Origin of the sequence: Pseudomonas tritici (assembly GCF_014268275.3) — a bacterium.
GTDB classification, from domain to species: domain Bacteria; phylum Pseudomonadota; class Gammaproteobacteria; order Pseudomonadales; family Pseudomonadaceae; genus Aquipseudomonas; species Aquipseudomonas tritici.
On record NZ_CP077084.1, the window covers coordinates 3,134,630 to 3,155,818 of the forward strand.

At 60.1% G+C, this 21,189-nt stretch carries 19 protein-coding genes; 10 read left to right on the forward strand and 9 right to left on the reverse strand.

Annotation, left to right across the window (positions count from 1 at the left end; all coding sequences use genetic code 11):
* The first annotated feature begins 87 nt into the window (after positions 1-87).
* The 3 genes from pdxR (at position 88) to HU722_RS13965 (ending at position 4,288) form a co-directional block, all read left to right on the forward strand.
* A complete protein-coding gene (gene pdxR / locus HU722_RS13955) occupies positions 88-1,467 on the forward strand; it encodes a MocR-like pyridoxine biosynthesis transcription factor PdxR (protein WP_065891025.1) in 1,380 nt (459 codons plus the stop codon).
* A gap of 122 nt (positions 1,468-1,589) precedes the next feature.
* Positions 1,590-3,314 carry a gamma-glutamyltransferase gene (gene ggt / locus HU722_RS13960; RefSeq protein ID WP_065873213.1) on the forward strand — a complete coding sequence of 575 codons (1,725 nt, stop codon included), beginning with the start codon at positions 1,590-1,592 and terminating at the stop codon, positions 3,312-3,314.
* A 179-nt stretch (positions 3,315-3,493) separates the two neighbouring features.
* Positions 3,494-4,288: an exodeoxyribonuclease III gene (locus tag HU722_RS13965; RefSeq protein ID WP_065873212.1), complete on the forward strand. Its 795-nt coding sequence runs from the start codon at positions 3,494-3,496 to the stop codon at positions 4,286-4,288.
* 9 nt (positions 4,289-4,297) lie between these two features.
* On the opposite strand, the gene HU722_RS13970 is transcribed toward HU722_RS13965, so the two are convergent.
* The 3 genes from HU722_RS13970 to HU722_RS13980 all read right to left on the reverse strand — a co-directional run bounded on the left by HU722_RS13970 (position 4,298) and on the right by HU722_RS13980 (position 7,224).
* Entirely contained in the window at positions 4,298-4,825 is a 528-nt protein-coding gene (locus HU722_RS13970; protein WP_065891024.1) for an AAA family ATPase, read from the reverse strand.
* Positions 4,822-5,385, reverse strand: a complete 564-nt coding sequence (gene pnuC / locus HU722_RS13975) for a nicotinamide riboside transporter PnuC (RefSeq protein WP_049708513.1) — start codon at positions 5,383-5,385, stop codon at positions 4,822-4,824. The genes HU722_RS13970 and pnuC overlap by 4 nt, the downstream gene beginning before the upstream one ends.
* A 204-nt stretch (positions 5,386-5,589) precedes the next feature.
* Positions 5,590-7,224: a methyl-accepting chemotaxis protein gene (locus tag HU722_RS13980; protein ID WP_065891023.1), complete on the reverse strand. Its 1,635-nt coding sequence runs from the start codon at positions 7,222-7,224 to the stop codon at positions 5,590-5,592.
* Positions 7,225-7,443: 219 nt separating this feature from the next.
* Here HU722_RS13980 and HU722_RS13985 point away from each other — a divergent pair, with 219 nt between their 5' ends.
* Together HU722_RS13985 and HU722_RS13990 are read left to right on the forward strand one after the other, a co-directional pair.
* Positions 7,444-8,274 carry an undecaprenyl-diphosphate phosphatase gene (locus HU722_RS13985; RefSeq protein WP_065873209.1) on the forward strand — a complete coding sequence of 277 codons (831 nt, stop codon included), beginning with the start codon at positions 7,444-7,446 and terminating at the stop codon, positions 8,272-8,274.
* The gene (locus HU722_RS13990; RefSeq protein WP_065880453.1) at positions 8,271-8,654 is read left to right on the forward strand and encodes a DUF1294 domain-containing protein; all 384 of its coding nucleotides are present in this window, start codon (positions 8,271-8,273) and stop codon (positions 8,652-8,654) included. Before HU722_RS13985 ends, HU722_RS13990 begins: the two co-directional genes overlap by 4 nt.
* Before the next feature lie 506 nt (positions 8,655-9,160).
* On the opposite strand, the gene HU722_RS13995 is transcribed toward HU722_RS13990, so the two are convergent.
* Positions 9,161-9,517 (reverse strand): MmcQ/YjbR family DNA-binding protein, encoded by a 357-nt coding sequence (locus HU722_RS13995; protein WP_065873207.1) that lies wholly within the window; start codon positions 9,515-9,517, stop codon positions 9,161-9,163.
* Positions 9,514-10,422, reverse strand: a complete 909-nt coding sequence (locus HU722_RS14000; RefSeq protein ID WP_065873206.1) for a LysR substrate-binding domain-containing protein — start codon at positions 10,420-10,422, stop codon at positions 9,514-9,516. The genes HU722_RS13995 and HU722_RS14000 overlap by 4 nt, the downstream gene beginning before the upstream one ends.
* Positions 10,423-10,546: 124 nt before the next feature.
* On the opposite strand from HU722_RS14000, the gene HU722_RS14005 reads away from it, so the two are divergent.
* Together HU722_RS14005 and HU722_RS14010 are read left to right on the forward strand one after the other, a co-directional pair.
* The gene (locus tag HU722_RS14005; RefSeq protein ID WP_065880454.1) at positions 10,547-11,158 is read left to right on the forward strand and encodes an FMN-dependent NADH-azoreductase; all 612 of its coding nucleotides are present in this window, start codon (positions 10,547-10,549) and stop codon (positions 11,156-11,158) included.
* Between the two features lie 241 nt (positions 11,159-11,399).
* Entirely contained in the window at positions 11,400-12,437 is a 1,038-nt protein-coding gene (locus HU722_RS14010; RefSeq protein WP_065891022.1) for an alpha/beta hydrolase family protein, read from the forward strand.
* On the opposite strand, the gene HU722_RS14015 is transcribed toward HU722_RS14010, so the two are convergent.
* From HU722_RS14015 to HU722_RS14025, 3 genes are all read right to left on the reverse strand, one after another.
* Positions 12,431-13,606: an MFS transporter gene (locus tag HU722_RS14015; RefSeq protein WP_065880455.1), complete on the reverse strand. Its 1,176-nt coding sequence runs from the start codon at positions 13,604-13,606 to the stop codon at positions 12,431-12,433. The two genes, HU722_RS14010 and HU722_RS14015, sit on opposite strands and share 7 nt — an antisense overlap.
* A gap of 234 nt (positions 13,607-13,840) precedes the next feature.
* Positions 13,841-15,427, reverse strand: coding sequence for an ABC-F family ATPase (locus HU722_RS14020; RefSeq protein WP_082224316.1), 1,587 nt, complete (start codon positions 15,425-15,427; stop codon positions 13,841-13,843).
* Positions 15,428-15,569: 142 nt separating this feature from the next.
* On the reverse strand, positions 15,570-16,808 hold the full coding sequence (locus HU722_RS14025) for an MFS transporter (RefSeq protein WP_186754965.1): 1,239 nt from the start codon (positions 16,806-16,808) through the stop codon (positions 15,570-15,572).
* 155 nt (positions 16,809-16,963) lie between these two features.
* Between HU722_RS14025 and HU722_RS14030 the strand changes: the two genes are divergently transcribed.
* On the forward strand, positions 16,964-17,776 hold the full coding sequence (locus HU722_RS14030; protein ID WP_065873201.1) for a class I SAM-dependent methyltransferase: 813 nt from the start codon (positions 16,964-16,966) through the stop codon (positions 17,774-17,776).
* 138 nt (positions 17,777-17,914) lie between these two features.
* On the opposite strand, the gene HU722_RS14035 is transcribed toward HU722_RS14030, so the two are convergent.
* Positions 17,915-18,301, reverse strand: coding sequence for a TIGR03067 domain-containing protein (locus HU722_RS14035; protein WP_065880457.1), 387 nt, complete (start codon positions 18,299-18,301; stop codon positions 17,915-17,917).
* Positions 18,302-18,702: 401 nt separating this feature from the next.
* Between HU722_RS14035 and HU722_RS14040 the strand changes: the two genes are divergently transcribed.
* A complete protein-coding gene (locus HU722_RS14040) occupies positions 18,703-20,019 on the forward strand; it encodes an LPS O-antigen chain length determinant protein WzzB (protein ID WP_065880458.1) in 1,317 nt (438 codons plus the stop codon).
* A 253-nt stretch (positions 20,020-20,272) separates the two neighbouring features.
* Positions 20,273-21,172, forward strand: a complete 900-nt coding sequence (gene lpxO / locus HU722_RS14045; protein ID WP_065873198.1) for a lipid A hydroxylase LpxO — start codon at positions 20,273-20,275, stop codon at positions 21,170-21,172.
* Positions 21,173-21,189 lie beyond the last annotated feature (17 nt).

Below are 21,189 nucleotides of genomic sequence, written 5' to 3' on the forward strand. Positions count from 1 at the left end.
GTGAACGGGGGCCGACAGGGGCATGATTGGACAAGTGGGTTGGGACATGATCAGACTTCGGCCTGTCTTCCCGTCGAGCCACTTGTGATGTCGTCACTGCCCAAATACCAGGAAATCTACCGGCGCTTTCGCCAAGCCATCGACCAGGGCCAATTGCGCCCCGGTGAGCGCGTGCCGTCGGTGCGGGCGCTGGCCCAGGAGCTCAAGGTGGCGCGCGGTACGGTGGAGACGGCGTACCAGCTATTGGTCAGCGAGGGCTTCTTTGAGGCGCGCGGGCAAGCGGGAACGGTGATCGCCGAGGCGTTGCCGCCGATGTCGGTCAAGCCAACACCGGTTGCGTTGCCAGGCACTTCAGGGCCGCGTCCGCTGCAGATGGGCCTGCCTGCTTTGGACGCGTTCCCGCGCAAGCTGTGGGCACGGTTGGTCACCCAGCAAGTGCGCCGCACTGACGCCGACAGCTTGGCGATGGGTGATGTGCGTGGCGCCCAGGCCTTGCGCGTGGCGATCGCGAGTTACCTGGCGTTGTATCGGGGCGTGGAGTGCTCGTCACAGCAGGTATTTGTGTGCGCCGGGTATGCGGGGTGCCTGACGTTGGTGTGTGACGCGCTGGCGATGGCGGGGCAACGCTGCTGGTTTGAAGACCCTGGATATTTGCATGCGCGGCAATTGCTGGAGCATCACGGTGTGGAACTGGTGCCGGTGCCGGTGGATCGCGATGGCCTGGATGTCGAGCAAGGCATGGTGCGCGAGCGCGAGGCGCGACTGGCGATTGTCACCCCGGCGCATCAGAGCCCTTTAGGTGTGGCGTTGAGCCCGGCGCGCCGGCAGGCCTTGCTGGAGTGGGCACGGGCGCAAGGCAGTTGGGTGGTAGAGGATGATTACGACAGTGAGTTTCGCTATCGCGGCCAGCCGCTGGCAGCGCTCAAGAGCCAGGATGTGGATGATCGGGTGATCTATGCCGGGAGCTTCAGCAAAATGCTGTTCCCGGGGTTGCGGTTGGGGTATCTGGTGGTGCCCGTGTCGTTGGTCGAGGTGTTTGAGCGGGGTGCCCATGCGTTGCAGCAGCGCAGCGCGCAGTTGTTGCAGCTGACGGCGGCGGATTTTCTGGAGCAGGGGCATTTCACCCGGCATCTGAAGAAAATGCGGCAGTTGTATGCGCAACGAAGGGGGTATTTGGTGGAGGCGTTGCGGGTGCATTGCGCAGCGTTTTTGCGGGTGGATGAGCAGGCGGGCGGGATTAACTTGTTGGCGCGGTTGGTGGTGGATGTGCCGGATCGGGCTGTGGCTGAGGCGGCTGATCGTGCGGGGTTGGCAGTTCAAGCGTTGTCATCGTGGACGCTCGAGGTGGGGCGGGGGCAGGGGTTGATGATGGGATTTACCAATGTCGCGACGGCTCAGGAAGCGAAGGACTTGGCGTTGGTTCTGCGCAGCGTTCTCGCCGAATGTGCCGGCCTGAGCACGCGATAGAACATGGGGTTTTTCAGGTCCGTTCTGTGACCGACAGGTTCTGTAATAAAAACGCCATTGCGCTGGGGATTAAATCCGCAACGGGCTATTTTGGTGCATCTCAATAACCAGAGTAGCCATGGATGAAATACCAACCCTTCAGCCGTACCTTGATTGCCACCGCCCTGGTGTTGACGGTCAGTGGTGTGCAAGCCGCGTCCCAGGCCCCGGTGGCCGGTGAAAATGGCATGGTGGTAACGGCCCAGCATCTGGCAACTCATGTGGGCGTGGATGTGCTCAAGGCCGGCGGCAACGCGGTCGATGCGGCCGTCGCCGTGGGCTATGCGCTGGCCGTGGTATACCCGGCGGCGGGCAACCTGGGCGGTGGCGGTTTCATGACCGTGCAACTGGCTGACGGGCGCAAGACCTTCCTCGATTTTCGCGAAAAAGCGCCGCTGGCGGCCACCGCCAATATGTACCTGGACAAAGATGGCAACGTCGTCGAAGGCCTCAGCGCCAAGGGCCATCTGGCTGTCGGCGTACCCGGCACCGTCTCGGGCATGGAGCTGGCCCTGAGCAAATACGGCACCCTCAAGCGTGCCCAGGTCATCGCCCCGGCGATAAAGCTGGCGGAAAACGGCTTCGCCCTGGAGCAGGGTGATATCGACCTGCTGCATACCGCTACCGGCGAGTTTGAAAAAGACAAGGACATGCGCGGAATCTTCCTGCATAACGGCCAACCGCTGCAGGTGGGCCAGAAACTGGTGCAGAAAGACCTGGCCAAGACCCTCAAGGAAATCTCGGCCAAGGGCAGTGACGGTTTCTATAAAGGTTGGGTTGCCAAGGCCCTGGTGGATTCCAGCCAGGCTGGCAAAGGCATCATCACCCAGGCAGATCTCGACAAATATAAAACCCGCGAGCTGGCGCCCATCGAGTGCGACTACCGTGGCTACCACGTCGTTTCGGCACCGCCGCCGAGCTCCGGTGGCGTGGTGATCTGCCAGATCATGAACATCCTCGAAGGCTTCCCGATGGCCGACCTGGGCTATCACTCGGCCCAAGGCCTGCATTACCAGATCGAAGCGATGCGCCACGCCTATGTGGACCGTAACAGCTACCTCGGTGACCCGGATTTCGTAAAGAACCCGATCGAGCACCTGCTGGACAAAAACTACGCGACGAAACTGCGTGACGCGATTGATCCGCAGAAGGCCGGTGATTCCCAGGCGATCAAGCCGGGTGTATCGCCCCATGAAGGCAATAACACCACCCACTATTCCATCGTCGACAAGTGGGGTAACGCGGTGTCGGTCACCTACACCCTCAACGACTGGTTCGGTGCGGGCGTGATGGCGAGCAAGACCGGGGTGATCCTCAACGATGAAATGGACGACTTCACCGTCAAGGTCGGCGTGCCGAACATGTACGGGCTGGTCCAGGGTGAAGCCAACGCCATTGCACCGGGCAAGGCGCCGCTGTCGTCGATGAGCCCGACCATCGTGACCAAGGATGGCAAGGCGGTGATGGTAGTGGGTACGCCAGGTGGCAGCCGCATCATTACCGCGACCTTGCTGACCATCCTGAATGTGATCGACTACAAGATGAACATCCAGGAAGCCGTGGACGCGCCGCGTTTCCACCAGCAGTGGATGCCTGAGACGACTAACCTGGAGACCTTCGCGGTCAGCCCGGACACCCAGAAGATCCTTGAAAGCTGGGGCCACAAGTTTGCAGGTCCCCAGGACGCCAACCACTTGGCGGCGATCCTCGTGGGCGCACCTTCCCTGGGTGGCAAGCCGGTGGGGAATAACCGCTTCTATGGGGCGAATGACCCGCGTCGCAACACCGGGCTTTCCCTCGGCTACTGAGGCCTGACGCAATCCACATGTGGGAGTTGGCTTGCCTGCGATGCAGGCGATTCGGTAGATCAGGCTGACCCGGTTGATGCTATCGCAGGCAAGCCAGCTCCCACACTTGGAGCCATGCTGGACGGAACATCTGCACACCTTCCAGGCTCTACCCCAAGAGCCCTGGAAGGACCCGCTCCATGAAAGCGCTGAAAATCGCAACCTTCAACATCAACGGTATTCGTGCCCGGCTGCCTAACCTGCTGCAATGGCTGGAACGGGACCAACCGGACATCGTCTGCCTGCAGGAACTCAAGGCGCCTGAAAGCCTGTTCCCCTACGCCGAATTTGAAGCGGCCGGTTACGGTGCGATCTGCCTGGGGCAGGCGTCCTGGAACGGGGTGGCGATTTTGGCGCGGGACGCTCAGCCATTGGAGAGCCGGCGCGGTTTGCCCGGCGATGACAGTGACACGCAAAGCCGCTATATCGAAGCCGCCGTGCATGGCGTATTGGTCGGCTGCCTGTATTTACCCAATGGCAACCCGCAACCCGGGCCGAAATTCGACTACAAGCTGGCGTGGTTCGAGCGGCTGATCGACTACGCAGCGGCGCTGCAAGCCAGTGAACATCCGGTGCTGCTGGCTGGGGATTTCAATGTGGTGCCCACGGACCTGGACATCTACAACCCGCGCTCCTGGCTCAAGGACGCGCTGCTGCAACCGCAAAGCCGTGACGCTTACCAACGCCTGCTGGAACAAGGCTGGACCGATGCGCTACGCCATTTGTATCCCGATGAGCGGGTCTACACCTACTGGGATTACTTCCGCCAGCACTGGCAGAAAAATGCTGGCCTGCGCATCGATCATGTGCTGCTCAACCCCGCGCTTACACCCTATCTGAAGGGCGCGGGCGTCGATGCGTGGGTGCGCAACGAACCTCACGCCAGCGACCATGCGCCGACGTGGATCCAACTGGGTACACGCAAAAAGCGCTGATATCGCGGATCAGTTCGAGGCCAGCAAGTGCGCGACGGCGTCGAATGCCTTTTTGCGGCGTTGCTCCCAGTCGCCACCCACGACCACCACCGGTTGCCGGTGCTGGTGCATCCAATCCAGGCTGGCTTGGTAAAACGCTTGGCGATCCGCCAGTTCCGGTTGGCAGCGTTGGCCGTCGGCGGTCCATTCCACATCATCCGGCGAGAGCAGCAGGTGCAGGTCGTAATGCCGCGCCAGCAGTTCGCTGTCCAGCCACGCCGGGTAGTCGCCGAACAGGGTCTGGCTCCAGAGTCTGTTGGTCAGCAAATGCGTGTCGAGGATCAACAACTCGGGCTGTTTGGCGCGGGCGGTATCCTCCCAGGCCAGTTGGCCGCGGGCGATGGCCGGGATATCGGCCAGGGTGGTGTCACGTTGATGGTGATCGATGAAGTGGCGCACATATTCCCCGACCATCAGCCCGCCGAAGTGCGCTTGCAATTCAGCCGCCAGCCAGCTCTTGCCGCTGGATTCGGGACCCGCCAGTACCACCACTTTCATGCGTGCAACGCCGGGTCGGCGCGCCATTCACGCCAGCCTTGCACGGCGATCACGGTGAACAGCGCGTACAGCGCGGCGGTGAGGTAGAGGCCTTTGTAGAGGAACAGCCCGACAAAGATCACGTCCACGACAATCCACAACGCCCAGCACTGCACACGTTTCTGCGCCATCCACATTTGCGCCACCAGGCTGAAACCGGTGAGCGCGGCGTCGAGCCAGGGTTGGGCGGCGTCAGTCCAATGGGCCATGGCGGCGCCGAGCAGCAGGCTGCCGACGGCGCCCACCGTGAGGCTGGCCATGATTGCCGGCACACCCAGGCTGGTGACCTGGCGCCCTTGCTTGACCTGGCCGGCGCGGGTCCACTGCCACCAGCCGTAGACTTGCAGGGCGGCGTAAACCACCTGCAGCAGCATGTCGGAATAGAGTTTCACGTCGTAGAACACCCAGGTGTAGAGCAGCACCATGACCAGCCCGATCGGCCAGCACCAAGGGTTTTGCTTGACCGTCAGCCACACAGCGATCACCCCCAGGGCAGCGGCGAACAGTTCAAGCCCGGACATGGTGGTTCCTTGGGAGAGTGGGAGAGGGCGGGGATTGTAACGAAAGAAGATTGGCGTAGGAATTGGCTTGTAGTGAGCGGGCTTGCCCCGCGCTGGGCTGCGCAGCAGCCCCAATAAGAACACCGCATTCTGTCAGACAGAGCGCGGCGACTGGTTTGGGGCTGCTGCGCAGCCCAGCGCGGGGCAAGCCCGCTCACTACAGGACTAGACTTTGAACTGGCGCAAGAGGCCGTCGAGCTGGTCGCTCAGGCCGCGCAAATGCACACTCGCCACGCTCGACTGTTCCGCCGCCAACGCCGTGCTGTGGGACAAACCGGCGGCCTGGGTGACGTTCTGGTTGATGTCTTCCACCACATGCGCCTGCTGCAGCGTGGCGCTGGCAATCGACGCGTTCAGGCCGTTGAGGTTGTGCAGGGCCTGGCCGATGGCGGTCAGGCTGGCGCCGGCCTGGCCGGCTTGCTCGATGGTCAGTTGCGACGCGCTGTGGCTGTCGCTGATCACTTTGACCGCCGCTTCGGAGTGGCCTTGCAGGCGCTCGATCATGCCCTGGATCTCAGCCGTGGATTTTTGCGTGCGCTGAGCCAGCAGGCGCACTTCATCGGCCACCACCGCAAAGCCGCGGCCTTGCTCGCCGGCGCGTGCCGCTTCAATCGCCGCGTTCAAGGCCAGCAGGTTGGTCTGGTCGGCGATGGAACGGATGACCTCGAGCACACTGCCGATCTGGGTACTTTCAGCGGACAGGGTACGAATCACCTCCACGGCCTGGCTGATGGTGTTGGACAGTTGGTCGATCTGTTGCAGGCTGCCGTCGATATTGACCTGGCCTTGTTGCGCCTGAGCCTGTGCGTCGCGCATTTCGCTGGCGGCGTGCTCGGCGTTCTTGGCCACATCCTGCACGCCGTAGGTGACTTCATTGATGGCGGTGGCCACCAGTTCCATCTGCTGGGACTGTTGCTGGCTGCGGTCATGGGCCTGGGTCGCATTGTTGCCCAGTTCCAGTGAGGATTGGCCCAAGGCATTGGCGCACACCTGCAGCTGGCTCACCACCTGGCGCAGCTTGGCGGTGAAGCTGTTGAAGTGATGGGCCAATTGGGTGACTTCGTCCCGGCCGTGGGTGTCGAGGCTGCGGGTCAGGTCGCTTTCGCCGCTGGCAATGTTGCCCATGGCGTTCACCGCGTCCTGCAACGGTCGGACGATGCTGCGCGCGATGAGCGACACCAGAACGGCCATCATCAGCGCGATACCCAGGCCGATAAACGAGGCTTTCCAGACCTGGGCGCTGAACTCGGCCTGCACATCATCCACGTACACACCGGAACCGATAATCCAGCCCCACGGCTGGAACAGTTGGATATACGAGGTTTTTGCGACTGGCGCGTCGGCACCAGGCTTCGGCCAGCGATAGTTGACGATGCCGGCGCCCTTGGCCTTGGCGAGGATCACGAACTCGTTGAACACGGCAAACCCGTCAGGGTCACGAATGGCCGAAAGGTTCTGGCCATCGAGCTTGGGGTTGGCCGGGTGCATGATCATCACCGGCGTGAGGTCGTTGATCCAGAAATAGTCGTCATCGTCGTAGCGTAAGCCACGCACCACGCTCAGGGCCTGTTTCTGCGCGGCTTCGCGGGTCATCACGCCAGTCGTCTCGAGGCTGTGATAAAACGTCAGGATCCCGCTGGCGGCCTGGACCACGTGTTGGGTCTGTAGGCGCTTGGCCTGGTACAAGTCGTCATGGATCTGCTTGAGCATCAGCAAACCCAGGGCCAACAGCATCAGCACGGCGACTATCAGGATCAGCCAGAGGCGCCGGCTGATCGACATATTGCGCAAACTGTTCATCGTCCTGTCACTCCGGGCTTTTTATAATTGTGGGCGTTGCATCGACTTTTCCGCCTTGTCTGATAGGCTTTCGGCCTGTATTCGGAAAACCTGAGTACTGTCTGATTTTTCACAGGATTTTTGCGGGTTGGGGGTAAAACCCAGCATCGTGTCTTGTCGTCAGTGAACCATTAAAAAGATCAACGAGGCTTGCCATAGAGCAAGACCTTTGGGGGAAGCATGGATTTTTGGACCGCCATACAGGCATTGATTCTTGGCGTTGTGGAGGGGCTTACCGAGTTCCTGCCGATTTCCAGCACTGGCCACCAGATCATCGTCGCCGACTTGCTCGACTTTACCGGCGACCGTTTCAACGCGTTCAACATCATCATTCAGCTGGGCGCCATCCTGGCCGTGGTGTGGGAATTCCGTGGCAAGATTTTCGAAGTGGTCAGCGGCCTGCCGACCCAGCGCAAGGCCCAGCGGTTCACCGTCAACCTGCTGATTGCGTTCTTCCCGGCCGTGGTGTTGGGGGTGATTTTCGCCGACCTGATTCATCATTACCTGTTCAACCCGGTCACCGTAGCCACGGCGCTGGTGGTGGGCGGCGTCATCATGCTGTGGGCCGAGCGCCGCGAGCACGAAGTACACGCCGAGACCGTCGATGACATCACCTGGAAAGACGCGCTCAAGGTCGGCCTGGCGCAGTGCCTGGCGATGATTCCGGGCACGTCGCGGTCCGGCTCGACCATTATCGGCGGCCTGTTGTTCGGCCTGTCGCGCAAGACCGCCACCGAGTTCTCGTTCTTCCTGGCGATGCCGACCATGGTGGGTGCGGCGGTGTATTCGGGCTACAAGTACCGTGACCTGTTCCAGCCTGCGGACTTGCCGGTGTTCGCCATCGGCTTTGTGACCTCGTTCATCTTCGCGATGATTGCGGTCAAGGGCTTGCTCAAATTCATCGCCAGCCACAGCTATGCAGCGTTTGCCTGGTACCGCATTGCGTTTGGCTTGCTGATCCTGGCGACCTGGCAATTCGGCTGGATCGACTGGGCTGCGGCCAAGGCATGATGATTCAGCATCCACGCTTGAAGGCAGCGCTCTTCGTGCTGCTGTGCGCGGCGCCGCTGTTGGGTTCGGTATTGGTGTGGCAGCGCGGCGAGACCGTGATCCCGCTGGCGGCGTATGGCGTGGTCAGCGTGATTGCGTTTTTCCTGTATTGGAGCGACAAGCGCAAGGCGCGCACTGACAGTTGGCGTACGCCGGAGAATATCCTGCATGCCGTGGAACTGGCGGGCGGTTGGCCGGGGGCGTTGATTGCCCAGCAGGTGTTCCGGCACAAGACGCGCAAGGTGTCTTATCAGGTGCTGTTTTGGGTGATTGTGTTGCTGCACGAGGTGTTTTGGCTGGATCAGCTGTTTTTGGGTGGGACACTGGTTTCGGTGCTTTAGGCTTGGGTATCTGGTACTACGCCAGACCTGTGGCGAGGGAGCTTGCTCTCGTGGCGGCCTGATAGTCGCTCGAGCCCTATCAGGTGTAAATGAAGTTCAAATGTGGGAGCTGGCTTGCCTGCGATGGCTATGTGTCAGGCGCTAGAGTTTTCTGGTTGGGGTACATATCCGTTGCTGCGGTCACGGCCACTTAGGGTTCCGCCCTTACGGCGGCTCACTTTGGAAAAGCCCCAAAGTAAGCAAAGGGCTCTTGCCCCACCACTCGGCACCTCGCCTAGGCTCGGTGTGCCCTCACTCCGGCTTGAATCCGTGGGCCGCCGCGATGGGCCATCCTTGGCCCAGCGCGGCTAACCCGGCGTCCTGCCGGGTTACCCACGGATTCAAGCCTGCGTTCGGCCAGCGTGGTTGACGGGGCGCCTGAGATCAAGATCAAGATCAAAAGCAAAGCAGAGCAAATTAAAAGCAGAGCAGCCGATAGTCACTTAGATAACTAGGGTGCTTTTGCGTCAATCATCCAGCAACAGCCCGACCTGCGTGCGCTTGGGCAACTTGCTGACCACCAACTGGTGGGACCGCTGCAACAAGTCACGCAGTTCATCGGCCCCAAGCGGGTAGGGCGTGTTCATGATGATCCACTGCGCGCGGGCCAGATACGGCGCCGGGTGGATGCCTGGGCGGTCCACATGGCCGAGGAACAGTTCCTTATCGACCTTGAACGCCAGCGATTCACCGCGCAGGTTCTGCAGGGCGAACATCTTGTTGCCGGCAATCGAGAACACACGCACACCGCCCCATTTATAGTCCTCCCGCGCACCGGGCAGGCTCAGGCAGAAGCTGGCGACGTGTTCTTCGGTCATCCTCATAGCAAGCGGTCTCCACAGCCTTTGAAGCCCTCTTCCAGGTAGTCGATCCAGGCACGTATCGCCGGCAGCACGCCGCGCCGATGCGGGTAAACCGCCTGCAGCCAGCCGCCCGGCAACGACCATTCAGGCAACAATTGCACCAATCGGCCGCTGGCCAGCTCTTCTTCGCAATACATCATCGGTAACACGGTAAAACCCACGCCCATGATGGCGCTGGCTTTACGCACAATGAAGTCTTCGATGCCCAGGCGGGCCTCCATCACCAGTTCGTGAGGGGTGCCCTGTGGGTCGAGGATACGTTGATGCACCATGCGGTCTGCCTCCAGTGCGCCGAGTATGGGCAGTTGCCTGAGGTCGTCGAGGCTGTTGACCCGGCGCTCGCGCACGAATTCGGGACTGGCGACCAGCACGGTCTGGGCCTGGCGCAAGCGTTTGGTCACCAGTAGCGGGTCTTCATCACCGAGTTCACGCACGCGCAAAGCCACATCGATACCTTCCGCCACCAGGTCGACACGGCGATTGACCAGGGTCATTTCCAACTGCACCTGGGGGTGGGCAGCGAGAAAGCCCGCGACCAGCTCCGGCAGAATATGCTGCGCCATGCCCACCGGGCAGCTGACCCGCAGCCGACCACGGGGTTCGCTGGACATGCTGGCCACGGCCTCATCGGCCATTTCCGCTTCCAGCAGCATGGCCTGGCAGTGGCGCAGGTAGCGCTCGCCGACGGCGGTGAGGGTCAATTGGCGGGTGGTGCGTTGCAGCAGGCGCGCGCCCAGGCGTTCTTCCAGCTCGGCGATGCGCCGCGACAGCCGCGACTTGGGAATTCCCAGCAATCGCCCGGCCGCCGCGAAGCCACCGGCTTCCACGACTTTGGCGAAATAATAGAGGTCGTTGAGGTCTTGCATGGTCAGCCTATTGTCCTGTCAGTGGGACGAACTATCGCATTTAAGCTGCCTTATCGGCTATTGGTTTCATGCGTAGCATCACCACCATCTGATCGCCCCTGACGATCCTAACCGGAGATCCCACATGAAACTCTTGCATATCGATTCCAGCATTCTCGGCGACAACTCGGCGTCCCGTCAGCTCAGCGCGGGTGTGGTCAAGGCCTGGCAAGCGGCGGAGCCGGGTGTGGAAGTGACTTACCGTGACCTGGCGGCCGAAGGCATCAACCACTTCTCCGGCGCGACCCTGGGCGCCCTGGGCACCCCGGCCGAACAGCGCAACGCCGCCCAGCAACAAGAGGCCGACCTCAGCGCCAAGACACTGGCTGAATTCCTCGCCGCGGATGCCGTGGTACTGGCTGCGCCCATGTACAACTTCACCATCCCGACTCAATTGAAAGCCTGGATCGACCGCATCGCCGTCGCCGGCCAGACTTTCCGTTACACCGAAGCCGGCCCGGAAGGCCTGTGCGGCAACAAGAAGGTCATCATCGTATCGACGTCGGGCGGCCTGCACGTCGGCCAAGCCACCGGTGTTGCCCACGAAGAATATCTGAAAGTGCTGCTGGGTTTCCTTGGCATCACCGACATCGAGTTCGTCCGCGCCCATGGCCTGGCGTATGGTGATGAGTTCCGTAGCAAATCCCTGAGCGACGCCAACGTACTCATCAACGAACAATTGTTTGCCGCCGCGTAAAGCTTATGTAAAACAGCACGTTTCCCCGTTTCAATCTGAAGCGGTGCGTCTAAACTCTGTATTCTGATCGCCTCAAAACGACCGGAATACGGAGTTTTTTCGTTTACCCGCTGTCATTACTCTGGCCCAGGTTATGCACGCATTGGGTTATCACCCGGTGCGAGCGCCTTGAACCATGGACTTTTCAACCAGATATGCCGCGGATGTTGAACGTGGGCACACAGCAAAGGTGGCCATCCCCATGATGCGTCTTTGTGCTGTTATGGTTCTTTCCCTGCTCGGCAGCCTGGTTTCAGTGCACGCCGCCCCTGCACCGCACCCCCATTGGAGTGTGGGCTTCCACCGCATGACTTTTCTCGACCCGCTGGACTTGCAGCCGATGAAAGCCATCGCGTTCTACCCGTCCACCGACGCTGAGCACACCACGCCGTTGGGCGCCTATCACGTCGCGGCCTCTGAAGATTCCAAGATTGCCATCGGCCGATTTCCGATGTTGATGTTGTCCCACGGCAACACTGGCACACCTCTGGCCCTGCACGACCTGGCCACGTCGCTGGCGCGTAAAGGTTTTGTGGTGGTGGCGGTGCTGCATCCTGGCGACAACTACAAAGACCACAGTCGACTGGGCACGGTGAGCAACCTGTATGGTCGGCCGATCCAGATTTCTGAAGCGATCACTGCCACCCTGGGCGATCCGATGCTGTCGCCCTTTGTTGACGTCGATCAGGTGGGCGTTATCGGTTACTCGGCCGGGGGGGAAACCGCGTTGATCCTGGCGGGCGCCAAGCCGGATTTCGACCGCTTGCGCCGTTACTGTCAGCAGCGCCCGGAAGATCGTGATGCCTGCACCACCAAGGGCGAATTGGTGGTGGACCGCGATGACCTGCAACCGCAATCCGACCCGCGCATTCACGCCTTGATGCTGATGGCACCGTTGAGCCTGATGTTCGGTCGTCACACCCTGGCCGACGTGCATGTGCCGGTGCTGCTCTACAGTGGCGATGGTGACAAGTTGGTGGCCGTGGACAAGAACGCTGCCGCCCTGGCGCGCAAGCTGCCTGAGCCGCCGGACTTCAAGCTGCTGGCCGGGGCAGGGCACTTCGTGTTCATGGCGCCGTGTGACAGCGACCAATTGGCGGCGATGCCGGCGATTTGCACGGATGCTGACGGTGTCGACCGTGAAGGCATTCACCGTGACTTGATCTCTGAGGCGGGGCGTTTTTTCAGCCACACCCTCGGTCAATCCACCCGCGCCGGTATGCAAACGGCTGATCAGTAAGCGCGGCGCATGAGCAACAGGGTCACGCCCAGGGCGGTGATCGACAACAGCGCGGCGCAGAAGAAGATCCAGCCGTAGCCGAGGTTCAAGGCCACGGCGCCCATCAACGGCCCGGCGATCGCGAGGGCCAAGTCAAAAAACACCGCATACGCACTCAGCCCCGCGCCTCGGCTGCTGTTGGGCACCTGCTTGATGGCTTCCACCCCCAGCGCCGGGTACACCAGTGACAAGCCAAAGCCGGTCAGCCCGGCTCCAATCAACGCTACCCCGGTGGACGGCGCCAGCCATAGCAGCGTAAGGCCGAGGGTTTCGATGGTCATGCAGGCAATCGCTGCCCGAAAGCCACCAAAACGGCTGATGGCGGAAATAAACACCAGCCGTGACAGGATGAAGCACGCGCCAAATACCGTGAGGCAGTACGCCGCGCCGACCCAGCCTCGATTGAGGTAGTACAGGGTGATAAAGGTGGTGAGGGTGCCATAGCCAATCGATGCCAGGCACAGGCTGGCGCCAAACGGCGCGATACGCCCGAACACTGCCCAAAATGGCAGGCGCTCGCCACGCACAACCGGCACCGATGGTTTGTTGCGGATCAGCACCAGGCCCAGCGCCGCCAACACTGACAGCGCAAGGCCGAGGCTGGTATAGCCGTATTCGGCCACCATCACCACACCCAGCGGTGCACCAATGGCAATGGCACCGTAGGACGCGATGCCATTCCACGAAATCGACCGCGCGGTGTGTTCGGCACCGACCTGGCCCATGCACCAACTAATGGTGCCCACGCCGATCAACCCTTGGGCCACACCCAACAACAGACGTGCGACGATCAGAATGCCCAGGCTCAGCGACGGCAGGCTTTCCACCAGCGTCGCGAAGAACGTCAGCACGCCACTCACAAGAATCCCGGCCAACCCCAACACAATTGCACGCTTGGTGCCGACGTTATCCGACATGCGCCCGGCCATGGGACGGCTGAGCAGGGTGGCGAGGTATTGCGAGCCGATTGTGATGCCGGCCACTACAGCGCTGAACCCAAGTTGCTCGTGTACATAGCCAGGGATGACCGCAATCGGCAGGCCGATGCAGATAAAGGCGATGAAGGTGTAGAAGACGATGGAGACGATCTGCAGGGTGATCGACAGGGAGTTGGGGGTGGCGGCAGGCATGGCACTCGTTCGCTGGCGGGCGGTAGGCGCATCATGGCAAGGGGCCGGGAGAAAAGAAAGCAGCCTAACTATGTAGTGAGCGGGCTTGTCCCGCGCTGGGTGGCAAAGCCACCCCAATAAAAAACACCGCGGTCTGTCAGACAGAGCGCGGTGTTTGGTTTTAGGGCGGCTTCGCCACCCAGCGCGGGACAAGCCCGCTCACTACGGTAAGTCCGGTCAGCAGGGCAAGTCGGGTTAGAACACCACGCCTTGGCTGCGCAGGTAGTCGTCATAGGTGCCGCTGAAGTCGATCACGCCGGTGGCGCTCAACTCGATGATGCGGGTGGCCAGGGAGGATACGAACTCACGGTCGTGGCTGACGAAGATCAGCGTGCCCGGGTAGTTCTCCAGTGCCAGGTTCAGGGCCTCGATGGATTCCATGTCCAAGTGGTTGGTCGGTTCGTCCATGATCAGCACGTTCGGCTTTTGCAGGATCAGCTTGCCGAACAGCATGCGGCCTTGCTCACCACCGGAAATCACCTTCACCGACTTCTGGATCTCGTCGTTGGAGAACAGCATGCGACCCAAGGTGCCACGGATCATTTGCTCGCCTTGAGTCCACTGGCCCATCCAGTCGAACAAGCTCATGTCGTCTTCGAAGTCATGGGCGTGGTCCTGAGCGTAGTAGCCCAGCTCAGCCGCGTCGGTCCACTTGATGCTGCCGGCATCCGGCGTCAGTTCGTTGACCAGGGTGCGCAGCAGCGTGGTCTTGCCGATACCGTTCGGACCGATGATCGCCACGCGCTCGCCCGCTTCAACTTGGAAGCTGAAGTCCTTGAACAGCGGTTTGCCATCGAAGCCTTTGGCCATGCGCTCGACAATGACCGCCTGGCGGTGCAGTTTTTTGTTCTGGTCGAAACGGATGAACGGGCTCACACGGCTCGAAGGCTTGACCTCGGCCAGCTGGATCTTGTCGATCGCCTTGGCGCGGGAGGTGGCTTGCTTGGCTTTCGAGGCGTTGGCCGAGAAGCGGCTGACGAAGGATTGCAGTTCGGAGATCTGCGCCTTCTTCTTGGCGTTGTCCGACAGCAATTGCTCGCGGGACTGGGTCGCTACAGTCATGTACTCGTCGTAGTTGCCCGGGAACAGGCGCAGCTCGCCGTAGTCCAGGTCAGCCATGTGGGTGCACACGCTGTTCAGGAAGTGACGGTCGTGAGAGATGATGATCATCAGGCTGGAACGCTGGGTCAGGATGTTTTCCAGCCAGCGGATAGTGTTGATGTCCAAGTGGTTGGTCGGTTCGTCGAGCAACAGCACTTCAGGGTCGGAGAACAGCGCCTGGGCCAGCAATACGCGCAGTTTCCAGCCAGGGGACACTTCGCTCATCGGGCCGAAGTGCTGTTCCAGGGGAATGCCCAGGCCCAAAAGCAGCTCACCGGCGCGGGATTCGGCGGTGTAGCCGTCCATCTCGGCGAATTCGGTTTCCAGCTCGGCCACGGCCATGCCGTCTTCTTCGCTCATTTCCGGCAGCGAGTAGATACGATCGCGTTCGGCCTTGACCTTCCACAGTTCCTCGTGGCCCATGATCACGGTGTCGAGCACGGTGAATTCTTCGTAGGCGAACTGGTCCTGGCGCAGCTTACCCAAGCGCACGTTCGGCTCCAGCATGACCTGGCCGCCGGACGGATCGAGGTCGCCACCGAGGATTTTCATGAAGGTCGACTTGCCGCAACCGTTGGCACCGATCAAACCATAACGGTTGCCTGCGCCGAACTTGACCGAGACGTTCTCGAAGAGCGGCTTGGCGCCGAACTGCATGGTGATGTTAGCTGTGGAGATCAATTACTTTACCTATCAATGGGTTGCGAGCGTGTCGGCAGGAGCCTTCAGGCATGCGTCAACAGCGACATCAAGGCGCGAAACCCGGTCGCTGAGCAGAAAATTTTGGATGTGTGTTGGAATTTGGCGCGCATTGTCGCATATGTCAGGCGACAGTTGTATGTCGAGCGAAGGATGGTTTTACCAACGTCTCCGGCATCGCCAGCCATAAGAGCGCCAGGGCCAGCGCGGCAACGCCGGCGAGTGTCAGGAACGCCGCGTTGTAGCCCGCTTGCTGCACCACGAAACCGGCCAGGCTGCTGCTCAGCGCCGCCCCCAGGCCGAATACGGTGGAGAGGGCGCCCAGGCTGACGTTGAAGCGGCCGGCGCCCTGGGTCAGGTCCTTGACGATCACCGGGAACAACGCGCCGAAAATCCCTGCGCCGATGCCGTCGAGCATTTGCACCGCCACCAGCCAGTAAGGATCGCTGGACAGCGTATAGAGCACACCGCGCAGCGGCAGGATCATGAAACCGGCCATCAGCAAGGGTTTGCGCCCCCAGATGTCGGCCTTGAGCCCGACCAGCCAGGCCATCGGCACCATCACCAATTGCGCGGCGACAATGCAGGCTGATGTCAGCGGCGTGGCCATTTGCAGGTTTATCTGTGAGAGCTTTTGGCTGACCAGCGGCAGCATGGCGGCATTGGCCAAGTGGAAAAGGGCGCAACAGATGGCGAATAACAACAGCGGGCGGTTCGCCAGCAATACCTTGAGGCCGGAAGGTTGTTCATGATCGGTGTGATGCTCAGGATCGAAGCCGCGGGCAACTTCGTGGTCGATCGCTGCTGCTGACACGCAGCTCACTGCCAAGACACTGGCGACTGCCATAAACGCCATCAGGTAAAACACCACCACAGGACCAAACAGGTAGGCCAGGCCACCAGCCAGCAGTGCGGCCACGGCGTTACCCGCGTGGTTGAAGGTTTCGTTACGCCCTGTACGACGGGTGAAGGCGCGTGGCCCGGTAATGCCCAGGGAAATCGCGCTGATCGCCGGAGCGAACACCGAAGCGGCAACAGCACTGGCGGCCTGGGTCAGCGCTACCAGGCCGAAAGAACTGACGAAAGGCAGCAGCACGCAACTGAGGGTCACTACGATGGCGGCCAGCGCAATCACGGCGCGCTTGCTGCGGGTGCGATCAATCAGCGCGCCCGCCGGGCCCTGGGTGAGCAGCGCGGCGATACCGGCCAGGGTCATGACCACGCCGATACTGGCCGGGTCCCATTTATGCACGGCCAGCAGGTAGATGGCGAGGTAGGGGCCCAGGCCATCGCGGACGTCCGCCAAGAAGAAATTGAGGCTGTCCAGGGACAAGGCGTTACGCAGGTCAGACTGTTTGTCCATGGCGAGATCTTCGGAGGCGGCGTTCGAGGGCAGAACGCGCATTGCGTTAATGACCCATGGGATTTGCGATAAGTTTCGCACGCTGCTCGGGGTTTTAATCCATAGGCGCTTGGCTTATTTTCTGAGTCCCGCCGTATTGATTATCTGGAGATGCAATGGACATGCCCTCAGCGCAACAGGCGATTGCCAGCAACAAGGACGCCTGGGACCAATCTGCCAACCTGCATAAAACCACCGACACCTGGAACGCGTTGCTCAACAGCGTGGGTGACGCCGGTTTTTCTTGCCTGGACCCCACCCTTACCGGCTTGCTGCAAGACATCGGCGTGGCCGGCAAGGATGTGGTGCAACTGTGCTGCAACAACGGTCGTGAAACCTTATCGTTATTTGGCCTGGGCGCGCGTTCGGCGGTAGGAGTGGATCAATCACGGGCGTTTCTGCAGCAGGCCCGTGAACTAGCCAGTGTCTCGCCGCACAATCCCGAGTTCATTGAAAGCGATATCCATCACCTGCCGCAGGATTTGCACCAACGCTTCGATATCGCCTTGGTGACTATCGGCGTGCTGGGTTGGATGCCGGATGTGGCGCTGTTCATGCGCCACGTCGCCAGCACCTTGAAACCTGGCGGCACGCTGGTGATGTATGAAACCCATCCGTTCCTGGAGGTGTTTGATCCTCGGGCGCAAAACCCCTTCTTGCCAGCCAGCTCTTACTTCCAGCGCGAGCCCTTTGTGCTGCAGGAGTCAATTGTCTATGAAGGCCAGGGCGAAGTTGCCGGGCCAACGTCCTACTGGTACGTGCACACGTTGGGTGAGGTGGTAAATGCCGCGATCTGCGCGCAGTTACAAATCAGCGACTTGCAGGAATATCCCCACTCCAATCGCGAAGAGCTTTACGACCGGTACGAACACCAGCCTGCGCAATTGCCGATGTGCTTCACCCTGACCGCCATCAAGCGCGCCGATTGAACCGATAGTCGACAGGCAAAAAAAAGCCCGCGAGGAGAGGCGGGCTAAGGGATTCACTGGAGTAGGTAGGCTTCACCCTATAGACCCGAAGGTGAAGGTTTTGTGAAAATACTGTCGCTCATTCGGATGGCGTTCCGATCAGGCGCGCCGCACGAAAGTGCGCATGGTTTGACCTGGGCCAGTACTGAACGCAATTGGCCTGGGCATACTTTCATCGGCTGCAATAAACACGAATTCATCCTCTTCAAGGCGATAACTGGCAGGCAAGTGCTTGCCCGCGTCATCCCCTATGGAGTCGACCCAGGTAATGCTCTTGGGAACGGTGCTGCTGTCCAGGGAAAACCGGCCAGCCAGCAATACCTCGCCGCTGACGGTCTTCACTTCGAATCGGTCGCCGGTAATAGTGGTGATTGCACCCGGGGCGCTGTGGGCATCGACGGGGTTGAGCACGCCATTGTCTTCGAGCGCTATTTGCTCCCAGGCACCTTGAAGGGCTTGGAAATCGGGGTCTGTTATGGATGACATACAAATTCCTTTTTGCTGAAGGGGGTTCCGTCGTTCATTAGAGGAAATGCAGCATTTCTTATTACTTTTTGCGTAATTACGCGTAGGAATAATCCTATTTTTTAGTTTTCACAGAAATTCTTCCTTAAAAGACAGGCAATTCGCGTTACGTTGCCTGGCCTCCGGGTAACGTCTTGTAACGGACCTCCTTTACGCTCGGTGCCTGTCAGTCATGACACCCGTGTCACTGAAATGAAGCCTCTTGTTGCTTAGGTGTAATGCTTCAGTGGATGGGGGTGGTCCCTTTGCCGGCAGAGGGCCGCGTAATGCTCCGGCCCGGACGTTGCCCCCTGTTTATTCAGTCGCTATCCAGGTCTGTGTTTTATGGGCGCTGGATTTCAACTCACCAGGGTGTATTAATTTTGAATAACACTCCCCAGCTGCATCGCCATTTACCGTCGGATGAAATCGATCTCTTTGAACTGTTCGGTGCTATCTGGAAGCAAAAAAAACTGGTCATTGGTTGCACGATCCTGGCGGGCCTTCTGGGAGTAGGCTACGCGTATCTTGCGACCCCGGTTTACCAGGTCAGCAGTGTGCTGCGGCCTGCCGCAATCAATGAACTGGATGCGCTCAACCGTTCCGAAGTGTACAAGCTACCGCCGGCCGAGGCGCTGGGCAAAGTAGGCGCACAGTTGGACTCATACGAAGCGCGCCTGGGCTTCTTCAGGGCCAATCCCGCGCTGTTCGAGGCGTTTGAGCAGCCTGGGCGCAGCCTGGAGCAGAGCTTTGAGACATTCAACAATAATGCCATTCGCCTGGTGCTGCCGGACCCCAAGAAGCCTGACGTCCTCAACACGTCCATCCGCTTGGAAATGCAGTACCCCAATGGGATCGACGGGGTGGCAATTCTCAACGGGTTTGTGGCTTACGCCATCGCGCAGCAGCGCGATCAGGTGGGGGCGGACCTCAAGGTGATCGTCAACAATCGCCTCAATGAGCTCAAAGGCAAGATCGATGCGGCACGTGCCAACTATGAAGCAGGCAAAACGTCGCAAATCGCCAGATTGCTGGAGGCGGATAAGGTCAAACGCGCTCAGTTGCAAGACGAGCTCACCGCGTTACGCCTGCAGATGAGGACGCAACGCACCAATCGGCTGGCCGAACTGGCTGAGGCTATCTCGATAGCCAAGTCGATCGGCATCAAGCACCCCACCACGCCTTCTGCCATGGGCGCTGATGCACTTCGTGGCGCGAACCAAGTGATGCGCACTGAAGTGACCAACCAGAAGATTCCGTTGTACTTCATGGGCACCGAGGCGTTGCAAGCCGAGCGGACCGCGTTGACCCAACGAACCAATGATGATTTTACCAACAGTCGCATTGCTGAGATTGGCAAGGAATTGCGCATGCTTGACGTCAATCGCCAAGTGGAGGTCCTCGAAAGCCGTAAAAATGAAGACATGTTCCTGCAAGACGTTGAACCCCTCTGGGCAGAGGAGGCCCGGCTGCGTGGCCTGAATATCGACATGAGTGCGCTGAAACTGGTGACAGTCGACCGGCAGGCGCAAGAGCCCTTGAACCCAATCAAGCCAAGGAAGGCCTTGATCATTGCATTGAGCTTGGTGGCAGGGCTGATGTTGGGCGTGTTGGTGGCGTTGATCCGGCATTTCGTCCAAGTTCGTCGGGAATCCGGACCTTTTTCTGTGTTAGATGAGCGTCGGCTGCCACGCCAATAGGACGGGCCGAACCCCTCGCGGGCTTGCCACACAACAAGCCCGCCCATCACATTCACAAGACAGCTTTTCACAATTCTTGTTTAACTTTTGGTTACAACTTGTGGCTAAATAACGGCAAAGGGCTACGGGTCGGATTGTCACTTAGCCGGTCGTGCCGATTGTGTGAATTGTGATTTCAGGTGTTGCTCTCCAACCTCGGCCGTAGTGGGCACGCAGGAGCTGCCTGTTTTCTTCTGACGTGTGACGAATCCCCGTGAAACTCATCATTGTAATGCTCTACGTTGCCTCGATTGCCTATGTACACCTGCGCGGTCGGGTGCGGCATAAGCTAGGCCGCCAACTCAGTGATCATTCGACCTTCCTGGCACCGGTCAACTGCTTTCTCTACCTCTTCTCTAAACTGCCCAGCCGACCTTATCTGTCGCCCGGCGATTTCCCGGACCTGAGCCCGCTGCAGGCGCACTGGCAAGAAATCCGCCAGGAAGGCCTGGCCCTGATGCGCGCCGGGGAGATCAAGCGCTCGGACCAGTACAACGACGTAGGTTTCAATTCCTTCTTTAAATCCGGTTGGAAGCGCTTTTACTTGAAATGGTATGGCGACAGCCATCCTTCCGCGATGAAGCTCTGCCCGCGCACCACTGAGCTGGTCCAGGGCATTGGCTCGATCAAGGCCGCGATGTTCGCCGAACTGCCGCCAGGTTCCAGGCTGGTGCGCCACCGCGACCCGTATGCAGGCTCGTATCGCTATCACTTGGGCTTGGATACCCCGAATGACCCGGGCTGCTACATCAATGTGGATGGCGAAAACTACTACTGGCGTGATGGCGAGCCGGTGATGTTCGACGAGACCTACATTCACTACGCCGAAAACACCACGCAGCAGAACCGCATCATCCTGTTCTGCGATATCGAGCGTCCGATGAAGTACCGCTGGGCCGCGGCGTTCAATCGCTGGTTCAGCCGTACCGTCATGGCCGCTGCGGGCTCGCCTAACGATGCCGGTGACCAGACCGGGGGGCTCAACCGCGCCTTCGCGCGCCTGTATAAAATCCGTCTGCGCGGCAAAGCGCTGAAAAAGCGCAACCGCATGCGCTACTACCTGGAAAAGTGGGCGATCTTCGCTGGGTTGGCGTTGATCTTTGTACTGATCTGAGGCGCACTCTGGGCGCT